This is a genomic window from Pseudomonas sp. MD195_PC81_125 (assembly GCF_014060985.1).
In the GTDB taxonomy this organism is placed as follows: Bacteria; Pseudomonadota; Gammaproteobacteria; order Pseudomonadales; family Pseudomonadaceae; genus Aquipseudomonas; species Aquipseudomonas parakoreensis.
Window position 1 is genome coordinate 1 of the sequence record NZ_JABULD010000380.1, and the last position, 2734, is coordinate 2734.

The following is a 2734-nucleotide window of genomic DNA, read 5'->3' on the forward strand; positions in this document are numbered from 1 at the left end:
GTTCGCGCTCGGTGGGCACGTCCGCGTCAGGTGGCCATGGCATTGTCCAAGGAGCTGACCAACCACAGCCTGCCGGAAATCGGCGATGTGTTTGGTGGTCGCGACCACACGACGGTGTTGCACGCCTGCCGCAAGATCAACGAACTTAAGGAATCCGACGCGGACATCCGCGAGGACTACAAGAACCTGCTGCGTACACTGACCACTTGATGAACACCAGCGCAGCTTATTAAGGCAAGGGACTAGACCATGCATTTCACCATTCAACGCGAAGCCCTGTTGAAACCCCTGCAACTGGTCGCAGGCGTCGTCGAGCGCCGACAGACCTTGCCGGTACTGTCCAACGTGCTGTTGGTCGTCGACGGCCAGCAACTGTCGCTGACCGGTACCGACCTGGAAGTCGAGCTGGTGGGGCGCGTGCAACTCGAAGAGCCGGCCGAAACCGGTTCCATCACCGTGCCTGCGCGCAAGCTGATGGACATCTGCAAGAGCCTGCCCAACGACGCACTGATCGACATCAAGGTCGACGAGCAGAAACTGGTCGTGAAGGCCGGTCGTAGCCGTTTCACCCTGTCGACCTTGCCGGCCAACGATTTCCCGACGGTTGAGGAAGGCCCGGGTTCGCTGACCTGCAGCCTGGAACAAAGCAAACTGCGTCGTTTGATCGAACGCACCAGCTTCGCCATGGCCCAGCAGGACGTGCGCTACTACCTCAACGGCATGCTGCTGGAAGTCTCGGCTGGTGTAATCCGTGCCGTGGCCACCGACGGCCACCGTCTGGCGATGTGCTCGATGCAGGCCGATATCGGTCAGCCGGATCGCCACCAGGTGATCGTGCCGCGCAAAGGTATCCTCGAACTGGCGCGTCTGCTGACCGAGCCGGACGGCAACGTCAGCATCGTTCTGGGTCAGCACCACATCCGCGCCACCACCGGCGAATTCACCTTCACCTCGAAGCTGGTCGACGGCAAGTTCCCGGACTACGAGCGCGTTCTGCCGAAGGGTGGTGACAAGCTGGTACTGGGCGATCGTCAGGCTCTGCGTGAAGCCTTCAGCCGTACCGCGATCCTGTCCAACGAGAAGTACCGCGGCATCCGTCTGCAACTGGCCAACGGTCAGTTGAAGATCCAGGCCAACAACCCGGAGCAGGAAGAAGCGGAAGAAGAAGTGGGTGTTGAATACAACGGTGGTTCGCTGGAAATCGGCTTCAACGTGAGCTATCTGCTCGACGTGCTGGGCGTGATGACCACCGAGCAGGTTCGCCTGATCCTGTCCGACTCCAACAGCAGTGCGCTGGTGCAAGAGTCCGACAATGACGACTCGGCTTATGTTGTCATGCCGATGCGTCTGTAATCAGCTGATCCTGGATGTCGTTAAGTCGTGTTTCGGTCACCGCGGTGCGCAATCTGCACCCGGTGACCTTCTCCCCCTCCCCCCGCATCAACATTCTTTACGGCGCCAACGGCAGCGGCAAAACCAGTGTTCTGGAAGCCATTCATCTGCTGGGGCTTGCCCGTTCGTTTCGTAGCACGCGGCTGTTGCCGGTCATCCAGTACGAGCAACTCGCCTGCACCGTGTTCGGTCAGGTCGAATTGGCCGAGGGTGGCCACAGTGCGTTGGGCATATCTCGCGACCGTCAGGGCGAGTTCCAGATTCGCATCGACGGCCAGAACGCCCGTAGCGCTGCGCAACTGGCAGAAATCCTGCCGTTGCAGCTGATCAATCCCGACAGCTTCCGCTTGCTCGAAGGCGCGCCGAAGATTCGCCGGCAGTTTCTGGACTGGGGCGTGTTCCACGTCGAACCGCGTTTCATGGCGACCTGGCAGCGTTTGCAGAAGGCCTTGCGCCAGAGAAACTCCTGGCTGCGGCATGGTACACTTGACGCCGTTTCGCAAGCGGTTTGGGACAGGGAGCTGTGCCAGGCCAGCGCTGAAATCGATGAATACCGCCGCGCTTATATCAAAGCCTTGAAACCAGTCTTTGAACAAACCTTGAGCGAACTGGTTGAGCTTGAAGGTTTGACGCTCAGCTATTACCGAGGCTGGGACAAGGACCGGGAATTGAGTGCCGTACTGGCTGGCTCCGTGCAACGGGACCAGCAAATGGGACATACCCAGGCCGGACCGCAACGGGCTGATTTGCGTCTTAGATTGGGCGCACACAATGCCGCGGACATTTTGTCCCGGGGTCAGCAGAAACTGGTGGTCTGTGCCTTGCGAATTGCCCAGGGGCATCTGGTGAGCCAGGCCCGACGCGGCCAGTGTATTTATCTGGTGGATGACTTGCCGTCCGAGCTGGACGAGAGCCACCGCCGCGCGCTGTGCCGCTTGCTGGAAGACTTACGCTGCCAGGTTTTCATCACCTGTGTAGATCACGAATTATTGAGGGAAGGCTGGCAGACGGAAACGCCAGTCGCTCTGTTCCACGTGGAACAGGGCCGTATCACCCAGACCCACGACCATCGGGAGTGAAGGCATTGAGCGAAGAAAATACGTACGACTCAACGAGCATTAAAGTGTTGAAAGGCCTGGATGCCGTACGCAAACGTCCCGGTATGTACATTGGTGACACCGACGATGGCAGCGGTCTGCACCACATGGTGTTCGAGGTGGTCGACAACTCGATCGACGAAGCCCTCGCCGGCCACTGCGACGACATCAGCATCATCATCCACCCGGATGAGTCCATCACCGTTAAAGACAACGGCCGTGGCATCCCGGTAGACGTGCACAAA

Annotated in this window: 4 protein-coding genes; all 4 read left to right on the plus strand. The window is 59.4% G+C overall.

Annotation, left to right across the window (positions count from 1 at the left end):
• Positions 1-210: helix-turn-helix domain-containing protein (locus HT737_RS15710; RefSeq protein WP_308809989.1), on the plus strand; the 210-nt coding region annotated here is incomplete at its 5' end.
• A 39-nt stretch (positions 211-249) separates the two neighbouring features.
• On the plus strand, positions 250-1353 hold the full coding sequence (dnaN, locus tag HT737_RS15715; RefSeq protein WP_003220202.1) for a DNA polymerase III subunit beta: 1104 nt from the start codon (positions 250-252) through the stop codon (positions 1351-1353).
• Positions 1354-1367: 14 nt separating this feature from the next.
• The gene (gene recF, locus HT737_RS15720; protein WP_003220208.1) at positions 1368-2471 is read left to right on the plus strand and encodes a DNA replication/repair protein RecF; all 1104 of its coding nucleotides are present in this window, start codon (positions 1368-1370) and stop codon (positions 2469-2471) included.
• 5 nt (positions 2472-2476) lie between these two features.
• The coding region (locus tag HT737_RS15725; protein WP_306287217.1) for an ATP-binding protein at positions 2477-2734 on the plus strand (258 nt) is incomplete at its 3' end.

What these genes read in the sequence shown, in the direction of transcription:
- recF (WP_003220208.1), top strand. Translation starts at nt 1,368, where the DNA reads ATGTCGTTAAGTCGTGTTTCGGTCACCGCGGTGCGCAATCTGCACCCG.
- dnaN (WP_003220202.1), top strand. Translation starts at nt 250, where the DNA reads ATGCATTTCACCATTCAACGCGAAGCCCTGTTGAAACCCCTGCAACTG.